Origin of the sequence: Xanthomonas prunicola (assembly GCF_025266575.1) — a bacterium.
In the GTDB taxonomy this organism is placed as follows: Bacteria; Pseudomonadota; Gammaproteobacteria; order Xanthomonadales; family Xanthomonadaceae; genus Xanthomonas; species Xanthomonas prunicola.
Genome location: NZ_CP096142.1, coordinates 1,009,589 through 1,026,187, shown reverse-complemented (window position 1 = coordinate 1,026,187; position 16,599 = coordinate 1,009,589). Strand labels below are relative to the sequence as shown.

Sequence of the window (16,599 nt, the reverse complement as noted above, 5' to 3'; positions counted from 1 at the left end):
ATTCAGTGCTGCGTGTGATCGGCGTCGTGCTTGTCGGCGTTCTGCTCGGCCTTGTTGGCCATTTCGCGCGTCTTGTCGGCGGTGGCATCGGCCGCATTGGCGGTGGCGCGGCTGGCGTCGGCGGCCAATTCGCGTGCAGCCACGCGTGCATCGGCAGTCGCGGCCTTGGCCTCTACCGCGGCGCGGTCGGCTGCCTGTTCGGTCGCGGCGGCGGCGTGCTTGGCGGCAGACGCGGCATCGCGGCGGGCCTGCTCGGCATCCGGGCCCTGGCAGGCAGCAAGAGTAAGGGCGGCAATGGCGCTCAACGACAGCATGCGGATCGTCTTCATGGGTGGTCCTGTTCCTGTTCCGGTGGTGGAAGCCGGAGCTTAGGCAGGGGCCGATGCAGCCTGCGTCAATGCGCGGCGGGCCATTCAGCCGCCGGGTAGGGAGATGCAGTCTTGCGTGTCGCTCGTCTTCTTGTCGGTGGGTGCAGCCTGCAGCGCTTGAATTACAGGCAAAGAAAAAGCCGCTGGAAACCAGCGGCTTTTTCCGAACTCGCTTGGAGTCAAGAAGTGATTACTTCTTGGCTTCTTCTGCGGTGTCCTTAGCAGCCTTGGCGGTGTCTTCAGCCGTCTTGGCAGCGTCAGCAGCCTGGCCGGCAGCAGCGTCGGTCGCGGCGCCGGAAGCGGCCTGGGCAGCGTCAGCAGCGGTGTCGGCCGAAGCAGCGGCGGTGTTGGCAGCAGACTGAGCGGCGTCAGCCGACTGCGAGCCCGAGGCAGCAGCCTGGTCAGCAGCGGTCTGCGCGTCGGCAGCAGCTTCGTTAGCCGAAGCAGCAGCGTCCTGAGCCTGTTCCGGCGGCTTCGAGCAAGCGGTCAGGGCCAGGCCCAGAGCCATTGCGATCAGCAGCTTGTTAATGGTCATTGTTTCAATCCTCGTCGTTAGATTAGGCAACGCGCTATTGCGCGCCCCCGACATGATGACGGCCACAAGACGAGTGTCAAGCGCACGCGCATTCAGTTTTGCAAAATCGCCGTTAAAGACAATTAAATCAATTCGATAGCGATGGCAGTCGCTTCGCCACCACCAATGCATAGCGTCGCGATTCCGCGCTTGCCTCCGCGGCTGCGCAACGCGTTCACCAATGTCACCACCAAGCGCGCGCCCGAGGCACCGATCGGATGACCCAATGCGCACGCACCACCATGCACGTTGACCTTGTCGTGCGCGATGCCCAGTTGCTTGATCGGCGTCATCGCCACGACGGCGAATGCTTCGTTGATTTCAAACAGATCCACGTCGTCCAATTGCCAGCCGATCTTGCCGACCAGCGATTGGATCGCAGCGACCGGCGCGGTGGTGAACCACTCGGGTTCCTGAGAGTGGGTGACATGGCCGACGATGCGCGCCAACGGCGTCACGCCGCGGCGTTGCGCGTCGTCTGCGCGCATCAGCACGGTGATCGCTGCGCCATCGGAAATGCTGGAGGAACTTGCTGCGGTCACGCTGCCGTCTTTCTTGAAGGCCGGCTTCAAGGTCGGAATCTTGGCCACGTCGGATTTGCCCGGCTGCTCATCGCTGTCGACGACGACCTCGCCCTTGCGCGTGGCCACCGTCACCGGAACGATTTCGTCGGCAAACGCGCCGCTGCGCTGCGCGGCCTGCGCGCGTTCCACCGATGCGATGGCGAACGCATCCTGGTCGGCACGGCTGAAGCCGAATGTTTCGGCAGTGGCCTCGCCGAACACGCCCATTGCCTGGCCATCGTACGGGTTGGTCAGGCCATCCCAGGCCATGTGATCGACTGCCTGGAAATTGCCATAGCGGTTGCCGGTACGCGAGTTAGGCAGCAGATGCGGCGCATTGCTCATAGATTCCATGCCGCCGGCCACCACGATGCTGGCTGAGCCGGCCTTGATCAGGTCGTGTCCGAACATGATCGCCTTCATGCCCGAGCCGCAGACCTTGTTGATGGTGGTAGCGCCAGTCGAGGTGGGGATGCCTGCCGCGATCGCGGCCTGACGCGCCGGTGCCTGGCCGAGATTGGCCGGCAGCACGCAGCCGACGATGACTTCGGACACATCGGCCGGCGCAATGCCCGACTGCGCGAGCGCGCCCTGGATGGCGGCGGCGGCCAGAGTGGGAGCCGGCACTCCATTGAATTGACCGAGGAACGAGCCGATGGCAGTACGTTTGGCAGCAACGATGACGATGTCGGACATGAGCAGATACCGTTTAAAGTGAAACGATTATCTGCCTCATGGCCGCGGCGCGCTAGCACACGCACTCCGCGCGCGGGCTTTCCGATTAAAGTAAGCAAAGCGTTATTCGGGCCCGATTGGGCCCCATCCATGGAATGGGTTCGGGGAGAACACCAATGAAGAAAAAAGACGTCGCCAGGACTGTGCTGGCCTCGGCGCTGGCTGTTGCATTGACCGCATGCGGCGGCGGTGGGGGCGGGGGCATTGTCCGTCAAAGCACCCCGGCCGCACCGCCGCCGACCTCGCCACCGCCGCCGCCGCCAACCTCACCGCCGCCGCCGGTGACGACGCCAACGACTCCAGAGCCGGCGATCGATGCGCACCTCGCATTGACCAACGCGCGTGCAGCGCAAGCGCTCGGCTTTACCGGTGCCGGGTATCGCATCGGGGTGATCGATACCGGCATCAATGCCAATCATCCGGCGTTGCAGGGACGCGTCAGCGACAGCTTCATCTATGTCGATCCGCGGACCAACAACACCGCTGTGGGCGATGTGGTCGGGCACGGTACCGTCGTGGCCGAGCTGGCGGCCGGACGTGCGGTTGGTCAGTGGCCCGGCGGTATCGCCCCCGGCGCCGGTCTGGTGTCTGCACGCATCATCAGCGACCGCGCACCGGTAGACGACGGTAGCGGCGATGGCAACGAGGTCGATGGCCCGCTTGGTCTGGGGCCGGTGCATGCCGATCTGATCAGTGCAGGCGTGCGCATCATGAACAATTCGTGGGGCGGGCTGTATTGGAACGACCCGACGGTGACCAATCAGATTGCGCAGGAATACCGCCCTTTCATTCTCAGTAATAATGGGTTGGTGGTGTTCGCGTCGGGCAATGAGTCGCGCTCGCAGCCGTCGGATACTGCGGCGCTGCCCAGTCAGCCCGGCCCGAATGGAACGCTGCCGGCGGCCGATCTGGAGCGCGGCTGGTTGGTGGTCGGTGCAGTGGATACCGCCAACCCGAGGCAGCTGGCGTCGTACTCCAATGCCTGTGGTGTGGCGATGCGCTATTGCCTGGTCGCGCCGGGCACCTCGCTGTTCATCGATCCCGACGCTACCGCTGGCAACATCCGTTATTTCTATGGCAGCGGCACTTCGTTCGCGGCGCCGCTAGTCTCTGGTGCGGCTGCCTTGGTATGGCAGGCATTCCCGTATTTCAACAACGATCTGGTGCGCCAGACCTTGCTGGGAACCGCCACTGATCTGGGTGCTGCGGGCGTGGACCCGGTATTCGGCTATGGGTTGCTCAATGTCGGCAAGGCAGTGCTGGGGCCGGCACGCTTCGATTGGGGCACGGTGGATGTCAACGTCACCACCTTGCGTTCGACCTGGGCCAACGACATCAGCGGCACCGGCGGCCTGACCAAGCGCGGCACCGGCACGTTGGTATTGAGCAGCACGGCCAATACCTTCACCGGCGATACCCAGGTACTCGCTGGCACCTTGCAGACCGCCAGTTTGCAGAGTGCGCGTGTGAGCATCGCCAATGGTGCGAGCCTGGTCGGCGCCGGCCGGATCGGCGGGCAGGTTGATAACGCCGGCACGTTGCAGGTCAATGGCGCGACCGCGTCCATGACCGGCAATTACACCCAGGCCAGTAACGGGCGCCTGGCAGTGAACGTGGGCGACCGTTTGAATGTCGCCGGGACGGCGACCATCGCAGGCGACCTGCAACTGCTCGGCAGGCGCGATTACGTCGTCAACAACACGACCTACGCAGTGCTGCAAGCGACCAATGGCCTGCAAGGCACCTTCGATACGCTGAGCAGCGGTCCGGCCGTGACCTTTCTGACCGCGACACGCAGCTACGACGCCAATACCGCGTATGTCTCGCTGCAGCGCATGGATGTCACTGCGGTCGCCGCATCGCTTGGCGCGATCGGCACCGCATCGATGGATGCGGCCATTCGCGTCGAGCAGGCGTTCCAGAAGGTCGATGCGCAGCAATTCCAGGGCAATGGTGCCCTCAGCGGCGACTTCATTCGCGCCGCAGCTGCGCTGCAGCAATCGCCAACCGCCAAGGCCGCTGCAGACTCGCTGCGCAGTCTGTCTGGCCGTGCGCACGCGGAATCTGCCGCGATGACCTTCGACACCATCGATTTGGGCCGCCGCGCATTGGCAGCGCATTTCGATGGTCTGTCGCAACAGCCGCGCCTGTTGGGTAACTGGCAGCGCGCACTTGGCGGGCCGGGCGAGGGCGGTGCGACCACCTCGGGCTTCGCCACGTCCGGCTGGATGATGGGCAACGATCTGCGGCTAGCGTCGGGTGCGGTGACCGGTTTTGCATTCGGCGAAACGCGCTCGAGCAGCCTGGGCGATCTGGATGGGGCACGCGGGCGCGATCGTCAGGTGCAGGCGCAGCTGTACTGGGGCACGACGTTGGGTGCCGCGTACACGCTGGGCCAGATGGGTTTTGGCAACGTCAATCGGCAGATTGAGCGCAGCCTGCAACTGGGCGAAGACCGCAGCAGCGCCTTCAGCGACTACAGCGGCACGTATCTCAGTAGCACTCTGGAAACCGGGTACCGTTGGGGCGGTGCGCATGCAAGCCTGACCCCGTATATGGGTTTGGATTATGTGCGTTTGCGCAGCGATGGCTTCCGCGAAAGCGGCGGCGATGGTTTCGGCTTGCGTGCCAACGCGAGCACGTCCTCGCGCACGCAGGCGCTTGCCGGTGTGCGCTCGGTGTATCGCTGGCGCGGTATCCAGTTGGGCGGTTACGCCGAATGGCAGCAAGCGCTGAGCAGCGACGGCTTGATGCTGGATGCCAGCTTCGTCGGTGTGGACGCGTGGGCGCCATTGCGTGGCATGCAGCCGGCACGCTCGGGCGGACTGTTCGGGATCACTGCGGCAGCGCCGTTGGGTCAGCAGAGCCAGCTGCGTTTTGGTTATGACCAGCGGGTGGGCGAGCGCGGCGACGATCGCGCGTTGAGCCTGCGTTACAGCGCCGATTTCTGATCGGCGCGTTATCTGTCTGATCCATGTCTTCCCTGTCCAGGCAGCATGCCTGGACAGGGCTTCACTCGCCGCGCAGCTTGTGCAAAAAGCGCGGTGCGGTGCGGCCCAGCGGCAGTTTGAGCTTGCTGATGGCCTCGATGCGCGCTTCGGCCATCTGATCAGCCGCCTGCTGCGGCGAAACGTCCAGCTGCGTGGAGAGATCGAAGACCTTTTCCAGGTTGTGATAGATGCTGCGGATCAGCCGCATCGCACGTTCGCGGTTGTAGCCGTCGATCTCCAGCGACACATTCATCACCCCTCCGGCATTCACCACGTAATCGGGCGCATACAAAATGCCGCGCCGATGCAGCTCTTCGCCGATGGCTGCGCTGGCCAGCTGGTTATTGGCCGTGCCGCAGATGATCTTTGCCTTGAGCTGCGGCAGCGTGTCTTCGTTGATGGCGCCTTCCAGCGCGCAGGGGGCAAACACGTCGGCCGGGACCTGATGGATTTCATCCGGGCGTACCGCTTCTGCGCCGTATTCGGCCACCGCACGGTCCACCAGCGCCTGATTCAGGTCGGCCACGTAGAGTTTTGCGCCGCGCTCCTTGAGCAGCTTGACCAGCTCCATGCCGATATGGCCCAGTCCCTGGATCGCGATGCTGGCCTTGCCGACTTCCTCGTGGCCAAGTTTGCGATTGAGCGAGGCCATCAGCGCCTGGAGCGCACCGTAGGCGGTAAACGGGGCCGGGTCGCCGGAGCCGCGGTGCACCTGGTGCACGCCGGTGACGTACTCGCTCTCCAGGTAGATCTGTTCCATGTCGTTGACGTCGGTGCCGACGTCCTCGGAGGTGATGTAGCGCCCACCCAGGGTGTCGACAAACCGGCCGAAGGCGCGGAACAGCGCCTCGGTCTTGTCGGTCCTGGGGTCGCCGATGATCACCGCCTTACCGCCGCCGACGTTCAGGCCGGCCAGGGCGTTCTTGTAGGTCATGGTGCGGCTGAGCCGCAGCGCGTCGTTGAGCGCCGCCTCGCTATTGGGATAGGGGCGCATGCGCACACCACCCAACGCTGGCCCAAGGCGCGTGCTGTGCAAGGCGATGATCGCCTTGAGTCCGGCGTCGCGGTTGTGACAGAAAATCACCTGCTCGTGGCCGGTGGTATCGAGGGTTTCGAAAAGCATCGAAGGCTCCGCGGGGCTGCGTGATGTGCCTTCCCTGAAGCCGGGTATGCACCCGTGCAGTGGGAAACAAAAAACGCGACGTTTACAGATCCTGTCCGATCACGTCGCGCTGCAACATTTTAAACCACGTCGGCGGGGCGGTGTGTATGAATCTGTTCACCAATCCCGGTGCGCTGCTGCCGGAACAACAGCGTTTCCAACCATTTGCGGACAGTCGTGACCGGCAGGCCGGCGGCTGGCGCGGGACGGCGAAGGTGCGATCCGCAAGAAAAGCGGGCTGCATGCGCGCATCCTAGGCGTGGCTGACAAGGCGTCGCGAGCAGCCGTCAGGCGGGTGCAGACGGCGCGCAGGAACCGCAATGTGCGCGTGGCACATGCCGATTCCGAGCACCGACCGCGCCCGCCTGGGGCTGAGTCGTCGGTTTGTTAGCCGCTCTACGCCTGGCACGTGTACTGCACGATCAGCTATCGGCAGACAGGGCCAACTGCGTCAGATACAGGCGCAGGTCGAATTCCAGCTGGTGGTAGTCCGGAGTCATGTGGTTGCAGAGCTGATAGAAGGCCTTGTTGTGATCGGCTTCCTTCAGATGCGCCAGTTCGTGCGCCACGATCATCTGCAAGAACGGTTCCGGCGCGTCTCGAAACACGGAGGCGATGCGGATCTCGCGGCTGGCCTTCAAGCGGCCGCCGTGCACACGCGAAATCGCCGTATGCGTGCCGAGGGCATGCTTCACCACATGTAGATGGTTGTCGTACATCGCCTTATGCAAGGTAGGCGATGAGCGCAGGTAGCGCTCCTTCATCGCCTTGACGTACTCATAGAGATGACGGTCGGTGCGGATCGCGTGCCGGTCCGGATAGCGCCGCGCCAGCACGGTGGCGAGTTTGTCTTGTGCGATCAACTCGCGAACCTGCTCCAGGACAGCAGGCGGATAGCCGGTGAGGTAGCGAAGAGTGTCCATGGCGATCGATCGCGGGCGAAGCACGCATGATCGCCGATGCGATAGCGGCTGGCGACTTCACCGGTGCAACTGATTGACGACGAACGGGCAGTGCATGCTCGCTGCACATCGATGCATGGCAGGAGGGAGCATCTGTCGTGATCGGGTGTTGAGGTGAACATGGACTGCACATTGCCGCGCTGTGATGACCTTTCCACGACGCATGTGCGGTCATATCCCGGTGGCGATCGCCCTCTGAACGTAGCGCATGTATGGCAGCGTGTGTCAGGCGTATTCACGAATGCGGCACATTCCAATCGGTAGCGTGCGGTGCATGTTTTGCGGCGCTGCGTCGCAAGCACACGATCGAACAACGGCACGGTGCCGATGAGGAGACAACATCATGATCAAGTGGGCCATCATTTTCGCGATTATCGGCTTGATTGCCGGTGCGCTGGGCTTCGGCGGCATGGCCGGCGCTGCGATGGGTATCGCCAAGTTCCTGTTCTGGGCGGGCATCATCATTGCCATCGTGCTCTTCGTGCTGGGCATGACGATCGCCAAGAAAGTGACCTGACGCAGGGCGCGCCGCCGGGCACGCGCTTCGCTGCCTAGCTGCTTACCCACCATCGAAAGGAGCGGCCCATGGCCGCTCTTTTTTGTTCCGCGAATCAGCCAACAAGCATGTCCGCCGCAGGCGATCTCAAGCGTGATTTGCGCATGCAGACTCAGTGCTCAGACGCCAGTCGTGTCTGCCGTCGTATGGAGAGCGATATTCAGCTGATCGATGGTCACGATCCAGTCGGCATCGTCGAGGCGCTCTTCACGCAACAGCTGGGATTGCGCAGCTGTCCAGAACGGCGCCTCTTCCAGGCGCATATCGCCCGGCAGCGGAGAGTGCTCTGCGATGAAGTTGCCAATGCTGGCTTCGTCGGAGGGCAGGCCCAGCTGGGCGAATAGTTCGGAAAACGGGTGGACGGGCTGTTCCATTGCAGTTCCTTGAGAGTGCGGATGACTGAGTGCCTGGCCACTTGCCGCACGTGCCGGCAAGTGGCGCTGAGTTGAATGCTAGATCACCCAGCTTGAGCGTACTGTGCACATGCGGCTTGGATTTGCCTGCGCGAATGACCATCTACGTGTCTGGACCAGCGAGGTGTAGTGATCATGGCGACCGGATGGGCGGGTGATGGAGCGGTACAGGACCAGATCGATGCCACAGTCGACGATGCGATCAAGCGTGCGCGCAGCCAGCTGCATCAGGGCCCAAGTTTGACGCACTGCGAAGACTGCGAGGCACCGATTCCCGAGGCGCGCCGCAAGGCAGTGCCCGGGGTGCACCTGTGCGTGAACTGCCAGGAAGCCCACGACCTGGAACAGGGGGCTCAAGGCGGCTACAACCGTCGTGGCAGCAAGGATAGTCAGCTACGTTGACTGGCTGATGCTGACTTTCCAGTGCTGCAAGTAGCGCGGCCTCTCTCCCCGTAAACGCGGCATCACCGTAACAAGCGGGCGCTGCAATGGCGCGCGCTGTGTTCTCAGGTTCTACCGCTTGGTCGCGTCGTCGTGATTGGCGTTCGCCAGTGGCGAACTGGCCTCTGCAAGCAACGCCTTGTCGCCTATGTCTGGTTGGCGTTGAAGTTGCTGGTCTCGCGCCAGCGGCGCGTGGTGCGCTGGAAAAACAGGCTATTGGGTACCTGCAACACGCTGCCGGCACGGTCGCCGGTCTCTTCCAGCGTGGTGTAGATCACGTTGATATCGATCACGCGTCCCTTCAAGCCCGGCTTGTCGCCGCCTTCAAGTAGCTCGATGTGATCGTGCAGCCGAAATGGGCGCGTGGTGATGATCAGGAATGTGCAGAAAATATTGGATAGCACACTCCAAGCAGCGAAGAACGCGACCGCGCCGACGGCTGCAAACCCGGTAAATGCAGTCCACAGGGTGTCTGCCCTGACGCCGATGACCCGGAGCGCCATCAACAAGGCGCTGACCGAAATGACGAAGCTCCCTACACGGCGGATGCCGATCGTCATTTCGGCGGGCACGCTGTAACGCGTACACAAGCGCCGCAGCAGTTGCCGTAGCAGCAGCCGTGCCAACGCGGCAACAGCCAGAATCAGCACGATCTTGACCGTTGGTACCGCAATCGCCAGCCACTCCGGATTCCATTGGGGTAACAGGCTGCGGATCATGGCGGGCAAGGCGTCGGGCGCGGACATCGCATCATGCAGGGTCGAAAGGGGCATTCATTGTAGCGGGGCGTCCCTTGCGCTGTAGGTGCGCAGGGTAAATACAGACTCATCTGCGGATGCTGGCAATGCTGAAATACGCGCGCGATCTGGGGTGCATTTCCCTTCGGAAGCCGGCTTCGATCGCAGCCCAAAAAAATTCCGGTCAGGTCTAAACCTTTGCGTCGCCCGAGACATCCAAGTAGGTATGCTCGACATCCCCGTGCCCATCGATGCCCCATCCAGCCAAAGCTCCGACGACCGTGACGTTGGCGCGTATGGCGGCACGGGGAGACCGCGCTGCCTATGAGGCGATTTATCGCCGTCACGCACCACGCCTGTATGCGCTGGTGTGGCGCCTGTGCGGCAGCAACGCAGCACGCGCCGATGACGTGCTGCAGGACACCTTCGTCGCTGCATGGAAGGCATTACCGCAGTTCCGTTTTCAGAGCGCGCTGGGTACCTGGCTATATCGCCTGGCGGTCAATACTGCATTGATGGAGCTACGCGCGCGCTCGGCATCCAGTGATCACAGTGTTGACGATGCCGACGGCGACATGCTCGCGGAAGTTGCCGGCACCAGTGGCTGCCAATCGACACGCATGGACCTGGAGCGCGCCCTGGAAGCGCTGCCGCCGCGTGCGCGCGCCGTGCTGGTGCTGCACGACCTCGAAGGCTGGAAACATCAGGAAATTGCCGACGAACTGCGCATGGCGGTTGGCAGTTCAAAAGCACACCTGCATCGCGCACGTGGCTTGCTGCGTGCATGGCTTGGAGAAAACGCATGAATCACACCCAGCACGATCGTGACCAGGAAGACGATGCCGCTCTGCTCGCGCAGTTGCAGGCACTCCCGTCGCAGCGCCAGCCACCGTCGCAGATATGGGAGCGTATCGCGCCTGCGTTGACGGACCGGTCCAATGTGGTTGCATTGGTGCCGCTACGTCGGCGCGGCTGGATCCTGCCGGCAGCGGGGCTGGCGCTGGCCGCGGCAGTGGCGCTCGTCGCCATCGCACCCGGGATTGATCGACAGGCGCCGTCGCCAGCCGCAGCGCAACCGGCGCTGGTGACGCAAGCACAGGCGATGGCTGAGCATTACCGGCAGGCCATCGCCGAGGTGCCGGTGCAGCAGGTACCCGCCGATCTACTGCCGGCACTCGATGAGCTGGATCGCAGCGCGCAGGCCATCCATGCCGCCATCGTGCAGAGCCCACGTTCGGCATTTTTATTGTCGCAATTGCAACGCGCCTACGCGAAGCGATTGCAATTGACCCGTCTGGCCTGCGAAGGCGAGGCATCCTTTCCAAGCTGAGGAGCAACTCCATGCGTTATGCCCATCTTTCCCTGCTATTGCTGGCAGCCTTCTGCGCTGTGCCCGCAGTGGCGCAAACTGCGGTCAAGCAAAGTCATCCGCTGGCACGCGGCGGACGCGTGGAGTTGGAGAACATCGCCGGCAGCATTCGCGTGCGCGGCTGGGATCGCGATGAGGTGGCGTTGACCGGCAGCCTGGGCGAAGGCCAACGGCTGCAGGTGGACGAAAGCTCCAACCGGCTGCAGTTCGAGGTGATCTACCCACGCAATAGCCGCAACAGCAAGGGCGCCGAACTGGAGTTGCGGGTGCCGCGCGGCGCGGTGCTGCAGGTGGATGCGGTGAGCGCAGGGGTGGATGTCGATCAGGTCGATCTGGCGCGCCTGCAGCTCAAATCGGTCAGTGGCGGTGTGGTTGCTGCCGGGCGCGCCAAGGAGGCGCAGCTGGAAACGGTAAGTGGCGCGTTGCGCAGCACAGTGAGTAGCGGACGGATGACATTGGGCACGGTGAGCGGGCAGCTCAACGCACCGGCAGGCGCCAGCGGCGTGGTGGCAATCGAGTCCGTCTCCGGTGATATCCGCATCGGTGCCGGCCAGGTATCGCAATTGCGCACGCAGAGCGTGTCCGGAACGACCGCGGTCACCGTTGCAGGACTGGCGCCGGGCGGCAGCATTGCGGCGGAGAGTGTCAGTGGCACGATTACGCTGGGGGTGCCGCGCAATTTGTCGGCAGCGCTGGATGTGGATGTCTTCAGCGGCGATATCCACTCGGTCGCCGGCAGGGTAGAACGGCCGGAAGACGGCCCTGGAAAGCATCTCAAGGCGACGATGGGGTCCGGCAATGGCGATGTCAAACTGGAGTCGCATTCGGGCTCTGTGCGAATCGATTACACCAACTAAGCCCGGAAACAAACGTGCCACCTTGCGGTGGCACGTTGGTACAACAATCCAGCTTTGCGGCAACACGCAACAGCGGCTCACACCACTGCGGCGCAATGGCCAGTGAACGCGGCAGGGGTTGGGAATCCACACCTGCCTGACGGCCATTTGCAGCGTGTCGTTCGCTGCTTAAGCGATCTTGTCGCCGTCGTTGCGTGCCGGGCCGAAGTTGGTGGTGAGCACTTCGATCCGGCCGCCGGTCTTGCGGAACGCGGCGATGTCGGCAGCGATACGTTCACGACTGAGCGGCTGCGACTTACCTTCGCTGCGAGCGATGCTGGGCTGGGATTTCTGCTTGGTCGCGGGGCGTGCCATGTGGCCTCCTGTAGCGGGGAAGTGCGGTGACACCGCGTGCGGCTAGGGTGGCGCGCGCGGAAGCGGTGTCGAGAGTGCGACGGCGTTCGGTGCGCAATCGCGGTGGCACAGGGTACGTGCCGTTGCAGACAAGACGGCGGGGCGTCAAGCAGCAACCTTGCATTATAAGGAGTCTGGTCCCCGAGTGTGTTAAGCGCCGGACGGACGGGCGTCCTGTGCGGCCGCCCAGGCCAGGCCCTGGACCACGCCGAAGGACGGATCGCCATGCACCAAGCGTGATTCCGGGAACGCGGCAGCCACGGTGTCGCGGATATAACCGGCGCGCGACATGCCGCCGGTGAGGAACACCGTCGCCGGCGCGGTCGGCATATCGGCGCGCACCTGCGCCAGCAGGCTTTCTAGTTCGCCAAGGTAGTTGGAAGCGGACGCAACCAGCGCGTGCGCTTGCACGTCCACGCCCAGACCGCGTTCGATGAAGTCCAGTGACGCTCGGTGCTGGTCGAGCTCGCTGAGCGCGATCTTGCAGGCCTCTACGCCGCGGTACAGACGTGCGGTGTTGCCGGTGTCCTGCAAGGCCTGCAGCCGCTTGTCGAAGGGGGCCGGAACGTCCTGGTACTTGTGTAGACGGAATTCGCGCTGGCGGGTCATGTCCTGCACCATCGCTGCCTCGACGTAATGGTGGGTCGGTACGCGGGTGATGCCGCGGCCGAACAGCGGCATGTAGGCGGCCAGGCTCAGCGCCAGATCGATATCGGTACCGCCGCGCGCAATACCCCAGGCACGGTGCACCTGCGGCGCAGCGCTGCCGCCGACGCTGGCATGCGCAACGTCGGTGGTGCCGCCACCGATATCCACCACCACGGTGTCGTGGCGGCTATCGTGACTGACGTGGTAATGCATCGCGGCGGCTGCAGGTTCTTCGAGAAAATCCACGCCGTCAAAACCGGCCGCGATCGCGGCGGTCTGCAGGATTTCCAGTGCCTGCGCGTTACCGGCCTCACCGATCGAGCTGCGAAATTGCACCGGGCGGCCCAGGGTGGCGTGACGGATATTGATGTCGAACTGGCGCGAGGCAGTCAGCCGGATGTGCTCCAGCACATGCGTGGCGATGCCGGTAATGGTCTGGCGTGCGCGCGGATGCAGGTTATAGCCGAGCATCGACTTGGGGCTTTGCACCAAGCTACCTTCGCCTTCGAGAAAATAGGCGTCCAGCGCCTCGTCGCCATAAACCGCGTTTTGCAGCAGAGCGGCGGAGCTGCGTGGCTCGCGCACCTGCTCTTCCATCCATTGCCGCCGCACGATACGGATCGCATCGCGGCGCAGGCTGTCGTTGTTGGGGGTACGGCCGGCCGCCACTGCATCGCGGCGGCCCGAGTCAATGAGCCGCTCCACTTCGTATTCCAGCGCCGGCGTGAGGCTGAAGTCGTCCGGGTCGCGCATGGTCTGCGGGAAGTACACCGTCGTGCGGAACTGCAAGGCCTCGCCGAAACGCACCGGCGCTACCTGCCCATCGACGATCGCCGCGGCGGCAGAGTTGCTGGTACCGAAGTCGATGCCGAGTTTCATGCAGACAGACCTGGAGAGCGGGCCGCGCACTTTACTACGGCGACAGTACCGGCCGTCGAGACCGTCAACCAGGCTTGCGTGAATACCGAAGCACGGCATAGCCTCGCCGCACCCGTGCAGGCGTGCGGCGCACGCTGGGTCAGGCGGCCAGGTCGGCCACGTGCCCGTCGTTCAGTTCCTGAGTGGTGGCCTCGCGCACCGCCACCACTTGCACCGCAAAGTGCAAGGTTTGCCCGGCCAGCGGGTGATTGCCGTCCACGGTGACCTGGTCCGGGCCAACTTCGGTCACGGTGACCAGGACCGGACCTTGCTGCGTGCGCGCTTCGAACTGCACGCCTGGTACCACGTCGACATCGGTCGGAAACGCATCGCGGGGCACATGCTGGATGAGTTGCTCGTGGCGCGGGCCGTAGCCCTGTTCGGGTACCACGTCGGCAGTGAGCGTGTCGCCCAGCCGCTTGCCTTCCAGCGCCTGTTCCAGGCCGGGCACGATGTTGCCGACGCCATGCAGGTAGCTCAGTGGCGTATCGGGCGTGGAGCGGTCGATGACCTGGCCGCTGTCGTTGGAAAGAGTGTAGTGAATGGTCGCAACGCGACCCTGGCTGATTTCCATTGGAAACCTCCATGACGGGTGATCGAGGGGAATGCATCGGCTCATTCACGATGCGAACAGATGCTGCACGCACACCGTAGGCAATCGCACTGGATCATGCAACCGCAGCCGGGATCGCGGTTGAGGCGAGGATCAGTTTGGTGGAGTCATTGTCACAAACGCATGCGTTATGCGGGCACGCCAGGCCGCATAAGCAGCAGAAGTGATGTAGCACGGCCGCCAATCGCGGCTATATCGATCATTCGCGGCAGCACGGCTGCTCGACCATGTCGCGCCGGATGCTTGAAGACGACGCACGTGCACAGGACACATGGCTACCGCAATGCCGTTGCGTCGCTTATTCCGTGCTTGCGCCGCTCTCGATCTGCGCACGCCGTGCACGCCAGGTTTCCGGAGTTTGCGGCTTGATGAACAGGGCGGTGAGTTCGGGGTGCTGCTGCTTGGCGGCGGCTTCGATCCGCCCGACGCAGGCCTCGATTTGCGGCGTGGTGCGGCTGTCTTCGAATTCGGCGCTCAATGCGGCCACCACTTGGTTAGGCCCCATTTGCATGGTGAGTACGCCATTGGCAGCACGCACGTCCGGATCGCTGGCGGCGATGCGCAGTAGCGAGTCGGTGACATGCGCATGCGCCGGTTCGCCGATCAGCAGGCCCTTGGTTTCGCGCGCCAGCAAGAAGGCGGTAAATGCCAGCACCCCCGCAATGCCGATCGAGGCGATGCCGTCGAGTTCGGGCATGTCGAATAGCTGCGCACCGGCCAGACCCAGCAGCGCCATCAGCAGACCGATCAGCGCAGCGCTGTCTTCCAGCAATACGGTGAAGGTGCTTGGGTCCTTGCTTTGACGAAACGCCTGAAAATAGCCCATGCGTCCCTTTTTGGAGCGAAATTCGCGCAATGCCACCACCCACGAGATCCCTTCGAACACGATCGACACGCCAAGCACGAGATAGGCGAGCAGATGGCTCTTGGCCGGCTCCGGGTTGCGCAAATGCACGATGCCTTCGTACAGCGAGACGCCAGCGCCCATCGCGAACACCAACAGCGCGACGATGAAGCTCCAGAAGTACAGCTCGCGTCCGTAACCGAATGGATGGGTGGCTGTGGGCGGCTGCGCGGCGCGGCGCAGGCCATACAACAGCAGCACTTCGTTGACGGTGTCCACCAGCGAATGCACGCCTTCGCTGAGCATCGCCGAGCTGCCGGAAATGCCGGCGGCAATGAACTTGGCGACGGCAATGGCCAGATTTCCGGCCAGTGCCACGTAGACCACCAGGTGCGAGCCTTTGGGCTTGCCTGTGCCGCTGGCGGCAGCTTTGGCGTTACCGGAGCCTGCGGTTGCTTGCGGGGGAGTGGGGGCTGGCTGATGGGACACGCGCGACCTGCGGGGCATTCGACAAGCGCCGCACTATCGCGTCATCGCCGTGCCGGGTGCGTGATCGCGCGGCCGGACGGCTACAATCCACGCTCGCTTCGATCAAGGAATTGCATGTCCACCGTCCCCGCCTGTCCGCAATGCGGTCTGGAGAACACCTATCTCGACGGCGTGATGTCGATCTGCGCCGACTGTGGCTTCGAATGGAGCGCCGGCGATGCCGCCGCAAACACGACGATGGTGCGCGACAGCAACGGCAACGTGCTGCAGGCCGGCGATACGGTGACCGTGATCAAGGATCTCAAGGTCAAAGGTTCCTCGATTCCGCTCAAACAGGGCACGGCGATCCGCAATATCCGCCTGGTCGAAGACGATGCCGAGCACATCGAAGGCAACTCGGAAAAGATCAAGGGTCTGGTGTTGAAGACCTGTTTTCTGCGCAAGGCGTGATGCGCGAAGCGTGAGCTGACTTGTCCAGGAGCGCGCGTGCGTGCGCCGGTGCTGACATACGCCTGTGCGCCGTTGCAGACCTAGCCGTTTGCAGCTATCACGCTGGCATCCGGTTGTGCGGCCAGTTGCTGGCGGTCCTGCGACAACTGCAGGCGAAATAGCCGTCCATCGTGCTCGGCAACTGCCAGGGTGCGTGCGTCGGCCTGATGCAATTCATCACCTGGCGTGCGTCCAGGCAATCGGCGCTCGGCGCCGCTGAATGCTGCGCTTGTGCCAATGCAGCAGGCAAGCCACAGCCAAGCCACAGCCAAACACCGTGCTACCGAGCAGAACCGCAGCGCGCAGGCGCACCACGCACATCCTTGGCAATGAGGTTGCTGCATCATTGGCCAGCGCTGAAGTGCCGGCAATCGCGACGGTGGGGCGAAATGGCGTGTGGTGATCTGGTGCTTTGCGGTGAAGATCACAGTCGCAGTGGCCACGAGTGTCAGGCGCGCATGACAACTAGCAAAAACTT

20 protein-coding genes and 1 other RNA gene are annotated in these 16,599 nt (G+C 63.5%); 8 read left to right on the top strand and 13 right to left on the bottom strand.

Annotation, left to right across the window (positions count from 1 at the left end):
• Window positions 1–2: 2 nt before the first annotated feature.
• The 3 genes from M0D43_RS04325 to M0D43_RS04315 all read right to left on the bottom strand — a co-directional run bounded on the left by M0D43_RS04325 (window position 3) and on the right by M0D43_RS04315 (window position 2,201).
• Window positions 3–329 carry an XAC1346 family secretion chaperone gene (locus M0D43_RS04325; RefSeq protein WP_101363369.1) on the bottom strand — a complete coding sequence of 109 codons (327 nt, stop codon included), beginning with the start codon at window positions 327–329 and terminating at the stop codon, window positions 3–5.
• A gap of 229 nt (window positions 330–558) precedes the next feature.
• Window positions 559–903: a hypothetical protein gene (locus M0D43_RS04320; protein ID WP_260808238.1), complete on the bottom strand. Its 345-nt coding sequence runs from the start codon at window positions 901–903 to the stop codon at window positions 559–561.
• A gap of 122 nt (window positions 904–1,025) precedes the next feature.
• Entirely contained in the window at window positions 1,026–2,201 is a 1,176-nt protein-coding gene (locus M0D43_RS04315) for a thiolase family protein (RefSeq protein WP_252163685.1), read from the bottom strand.
• Between the two features lie 155 nt (window positions 2,202–2,356).
• On the opposite strand from M0D43_RS04315, the gene M0D43_RS04310 reads away from it, so the two are divergent.
• On the top strand, window positions 2,357–5,191 hold the full coding sequence (locus M0D43_RS04310) for an autotransporter serine protease (protein WP_260807988.1): 2,835 nt from the start codon (window positions 2,357–2,359) through the stop codon (window positions 5,189–5,191).
• A gap of 61 nt (window positions 5,192–5,252) precedes the next feature.
• On the opposite strand, the gene M0D43_RS04305 is transcribed toward M0D43_RS04310, so the two are convergent.
• Window positions 5,253–6,353 (bottom strand): Glu/Leu/Phe/Val dehydrogenase dimerization domain-containing protein, encoded by a 1,101-nt coding sequence (locus M0D43_RS04305; protein ID WP_101363366.1) that lies wholly within the window; start codon window positions 6,351–6,353, stop codon window positions 5,253–5,255.
• Window positions 6,354–6,499: 146 nt separating this feature from the next.
• Between M0D43_RS04305 and M0D43_RS04300 the strand changes: the two genes are divergently transcribed.
• Complete coding sequence (locus M0D43_RS04300) at window positions 6,500–6,649, top strand: hypothetical protein (protein WP_252163684.1); 150 nt, start codon at window positions 6,500–6,502, stop codon at window positions 6,647–6,649.
• Between the two features lie 4 nt (window positions 6,650–6,653).
• Here the strand turns inward: M0D43_RS04300 and M0D43_RS04295 are convergent.
• Window positions 6,654–6,729, bottom strand: a non-coding RNA gene (locus M0D43_RS04295) — sX9 sRNA.
• A gap of 85 nt (window positions 6,730–6,814) precedes the next feature.
• The gene (locus tag M0D43_RS04290; protein WP_252163683.1) at window positions 6,815–7,315 is read right to left on the bottom strand and encodes a YgjP-like metallopeptidase domain-containing protein; all 501 of its coding nucleotides are present in this window, start codon (window positions 7,313–7,315) and stop codon (window positions 6,815–6,817) included.
• Between the two features lie 382 nt (window positions 7,316–7,697).
• On the opposite strand from M0D43_RS04290, the gene M0D43_RS04285 reads away from it, so the two are divergent.
• The gene (locus M0D43_RS04285) at window positions 7,698–7,871 is read left to right on the top strand and encodes a DUF1328 domain-containing protein (RefSeq protein ID WP_003489471.1); all 174 of its coding nucleotides are present in this window, start codon (window positions 7,698–7,700) and stop codon (window positions 7,869–7,871) included.
• 158 nt (window positions 7,872–8,029) lie between these two features.
• Here the strand turns inward: M0D43_RS04285 and M0D43_RS04280 are convergent, their stop codons facing one another.
• Window positions 8,030–8,284: a DUF2789 domain-containing protein gene (locus tag M0D43_RS04280; RefSeq protein ID WP_252163682.1), complete on the bottom strand. Its 255-nt coding sequence runs from the start codon at window positions 8,282–8,284 to the stop codon at window positions 8,030–8,032.
• A 174-nt stretch (window positions 8,285–8,458) separates the two neighbouring features.
• On the opposite strand from M0D43_RS04280, the gene M0D43_RS04275 reads away from it, so the two are divergent.
• Window positions 8,459–8,725 carry a DksA/TraR family C4-type zinc finger protein gene (locus tag M0D43_RS04275; protein WP_101363363.1) on the top strand — a complete coding sequence of 89 codons (267 nt, stop codon included), beginning with the start codon at window positions 8,459–8,461 and terminating at the stop codon, window positions 8,723–8,725.
• 185 nt (window positions 8,726–8,910) lie between these two features.
• Here M0D43_RS04275 and M0D43_RS04270 read toward each other — a convergent pair whose 3' ends face one another.
• Window positions 8,911–9,510: a mechanosensitive ion channel domain-containing protein gene (locus tag M0D43_RS04270; protein WP_252163681.1), complete on the bottom strand. Its 600-nt coding sequence runs from the start codon at window positions 9,508–9,510 to the stop codon at window positions 8,911–8,913.
• A 242-nt stretch (window positions 9,511–9,752) separates the two neighbouring features.
• On the opposite strand from M0D43_RS04270, the gene M0D43_RS04265 reads away from it, so the two are divergent.
• Genes M0D43_RS04265 through M0D43_RS04255 form a run of 3 tightly spaced genes read left to right on the top strand, consistent with a single transcriptional unit; the run spans window position 9,753 to window position 11,727 of the window.
• Window positions 9,753–10,307, top strand: coding sequence for an RNA polymerase sigma factor (locus M0D43_RS04265; RefSeq protein ID WP_252163680.1), 555 nt, complete (start codon window positions 9,753–9,755; stop codon window positions 10,305–10,307).
• Window positions 10,304–10,831, top strand: coding sequence for a hypothetical protein (locus tag M0D43_RS04260; protein WP_252163679.1), 528 nt, complete (start codon window positions 10,304–10,306; stop codon window positions 10,829–10,831). The genes M0D43_RS04265 and M0D43_RS04260 overlap by 4 nt, the downstream gene beginning before the upstream one ends.
• A gap of 11 nt (window positions 10,832–10,842) precedes the next feature.
• Window positions 10,843–11,727, top strand: coding sequence for a DUF4097 family beta strand repeat-containing protein (locus M0D43_RS04255; RefSeq protein WP_252163678.1), 885 nt, complete (start codon window positions 10,843–10,845; stop codon window positions 11,725–11,727).
• Between the two features lie 168 nt (window positions 11,728–11,895).
• On the opposite strand, the gene M0D43_RS04250 is transcribed toward M0D43_RS04255, so the two are convergent.
• The 4 genes from M0D43_RS04250 to M0D43_RS04235 form a co-directional block, all read right to left on the bottom strand.
• Window positions 11,896–12,081: a hypothetical protein gene (locus tag M0D43_RS04250; RefSeq protein ID WP_010366034.1), complete on the bottom strand. Its 186-nt coding sequence runs from the start codon at window positions 12,079–12,081 to the stop codon at window positions 11,896–11,898.
• Between the two features lie 189 nt (window positions 12,082–12,270).
• The gene (locus tag M0D43_RS04245; RefSeq protein ID WP_252163677.1) at window positions 12,271–13,647 is read right to left on the bottom strand and encodes an Hsp70 family protein; all 1,377 of its coding nucleotides are present in this window, start codon (window positions 13,645–13,647) and stop codon (window positions 12,271–12,273) included.
• Between the two features lie 139 nt (window positions 13,648–13,786).
• Entirely contained in the window at window positions 13,787–14,260 is a 474-nt protein-coding gene (locus tag M0D43_RS04240) for an FKBP-type peptidyl-prolyl cis-trans isomerase (protein WP_252163676.1), read from the bottom strand.
• Between the two features lie 337 nt (window positions 14,261–14,597).
• Window positions 14,598–15,650, bottom strand: coding sequence for a cation diffusion facilitator family transporter (locus tag M0D43_RS04235; RefSeq protein WP_252163675.1), 1,053 nt, complete (start codon window positions 15,648–15,650; stop codon window positions 14,598–14,600).
• Between the two features lie 96 nt (window positions 15,651–15,746).
• Between M0D43_RS04235 and M0D43_RS04230 the strand changes: the two genes are divergently transcribed.
• The gene (locus tag M0D43_RS04230) at window positions 15,747–16,082 is read left to right on the top strand and encodes a zinc ribbon domain-containing protein YjdM (protein ID WP_252163674.1); all 336 of its coding nucleotides are present in this window, start codon (window positions 15,747–15,749) and stop codon (window positions 16,080–16,082) included.
• Between the two features lie 80 nt (window positions 16,083–16,162).
• On the opposite strand, the gene M0D43_RS04225 is transcribed toward M0D43_RS04230, so the two are convergent.
• Window positions 16,163–16,294 carry a hypothetical protein gene (locus M0D43_RS04225; protein ID WP_260807987.1) on the bottom strand — a complete coding sequence of 44 codons (132 nt, stop codon included), beginning with the start codon at window positions 16,292–16,294 and terminating at the stop codon, window positions 16,163–16,165.
• Window positions 16,295–16,599: the final 305 nt, after the last annotated feature.

What these genes read in the sequence shown, in the direction of transcription:
- M0D43_RS04250 (WP_010366034.1), bottom strand. Translation starts at nt 12,081, where the DNA reads ATGGCACGCCCCGCGACCAAGCAGAAATCCCAGCCCAGCATCGCTCGC.
- M0D43_RS04235 (WP_252163675.1), bottom strand. Translation starts at nt 15,650, where the DNA reads ATGCCCCGCAGGTCGCGCGTGTCCCATCAGCCAGCCCCCACTCCCCCG.
- M0D43_RS04270 (WP_252163681.1), bottom strand. Translation starts at nt 9,510, where the DNA reads ATGTCCGCGCCCGACGCCTTGCCCGCCATGATCCGCAGCCTGTTACCC.
- M0D43_RS04245 (WP_252163677.1), bottom strand. Translation starts at nt 13,647, where the DNA reads ATGAAACTCGGCATCGACTTCGGTACCAGCAACTCTGCCGCCGCGGCG.
- M0D43_RS04280 (WP_252163682.1), bottom strand. Translation starts at nt 8,284, where the DNA reads ATGGAACAGCCCGTCCACCCGTTTTCCGAACTATTCGCCCAGCTGGGC.
- M0D43_RS04305 (WP_101363366.1), bottom strand. Translation starts at nt 6,353, where the DNA reads ATGCTTTTCGAAACCCTCGATACCACCGGCCACGAGCAGGTGATTTTC.
- M0D43_RS04240 (WP_252163676.1), bottom strand. Translation starts at nt 14,260, where the DNA reads ATGGAAATCAGCCAGGGTCGCGTTGCGACCATTCACTACACTCTTTCC.
- M0D43_RS04285 (WP_003489471.1), top strand. Translation starts at nt 7,698, where the DNA reads ATGATCAAGTGGGCCATCATTTTCGCGATTATCGGCTTGATTGCCGGT.
- M0D43_RS04230 (WP_252163674.1), top strand. Translation starts at nt 15,747, where the DNA reads ATGTCCACCGTCCCCGCCTGTCCGCAATGCGGTCTGGAGAACACCTAT.
- M0D43_RS04265 (WP_252163680.1), top strand. Translation starts at nt 9,753, where the DNA reads ATGCCCCATCCAGCCAAAGCTCCGACGACCGTGACGTTGGCGCGTATG.
- M0D43_RS04300 (WP_252163684.1), top strand. Translation starts at nt 6,500, where the DNA reads ATGAATCTGTTCACCAATCCCGGTGCGCTGCTGCCGGAACAACAGCGT.
- M0D43_RS04260 (WP_252163679.1), top strand. Translation starts at nt 10,304, where the DNA reads ATGAATCACACCCAGCACGATCGTGACCAGGAAGACGATGCCGCTCTG.
- M0D43_RS04310 (WP_260807988.1), top strand. Translation starts at nt 2,357, where the DNA reads ATGAAGAAAAAAGACGTCGCCAGGACTGTGCTGGCCTCGGCGCTGGCT.
- M0D43_RS04255 (WP_252163678.1), top strand. Translation starts at nt 10,843, where the DNA reads ATGCGTTATGCCCATCTTTCCCTGCTATTGCTGGCAGCCTTCTGCGCT.
- M0D43_RS04315 (WP_252163685.1), bottom strand. Translation starts at nt 2,201, where the DNA reads ATGTCCGACATCGTCATCGTTGCTGCCAAACGTACTGCCATCGGCTCG.
- M0D43_RS04320 (WP_260808238.1), bottom strand. Translation starts at nt 903, where the DNA reads ATGACCATTAACAAGCTGCTGATCGCAATGGCTCTGGGCCTGGCCCTG.
- M0D43_RS04325 (WP_101363369.1), bottom strand. Translation starts at nt 329, where the DNA reads ATGAAGACGATCCGCATGCTGTCGTTGAGCGCCATTGCCGCCCTTACT.
- M0D43_RS04275 (WP_101363363.1), top strand. Translation starts at nt 8,459, where the DNA reads ATGGCGACCGGATGGGCGGGTGATGGAGCGGTACAGGACCAGATCGAT.
- M0D43_RS04290 (WP_252163683.1), bottom strand. Translation starts at nt 7,315, where the DNA reads ATGGACACTCTTCGCTACCTCACCGGCTATCCGCCTGCTGTCCTGGAG.